Here is a 264-nt window from a genome sequence, read left to right as displayed (position 1 = left end):
CGCAAGTAGTAACTGTTCAAGATACTACTGCGCCTACTTTCGTAGAAGCTACTCCAGCTAACGTAACGGTGGAATGTTCTAACGTTCCTGCAGCAGCAACAATGACTGCTACAGACAACTGTGGAGCAGCTACTGTAACTTTCAACGAAGTAACTACTGCAGGTAACTGTGCTAGTAACTATACATTAACTCGCACATGGACTGCTACTGACGCTTGTGGTAACACAACCACTGCTACGCAAGTAGTAACTGTTCAAGATACTA

At 44.3% G+C, this 264-nt stretch carries 1 protein-coding gene; it reads left to right on the top strand.

Annotated features, from left to right (window positions below):
* Window positions 1–264, top strand: a 264-nt coding sequence (locus EQG61_RS13835) for an HYR-like domain-containing protein (protein WP_164974946.1), incomplete at both ends; no start/stop codon positions are given.

The organism is Flavobacterium stagni (genome assembly GCF_004122105.1).
In the GTDB taxonomy this organism is placed as follows: Bacteria; Bacteroidota; Bacteroidia; order Flavobacteriales; family Flavobacteriaceae; genus Flavobacterium; species Flavobacterium stagni.
Note: the sequence above shows the minus strand (reverse complement) of the source record. Positions and strands in the feature narration are given on the sequence as shown.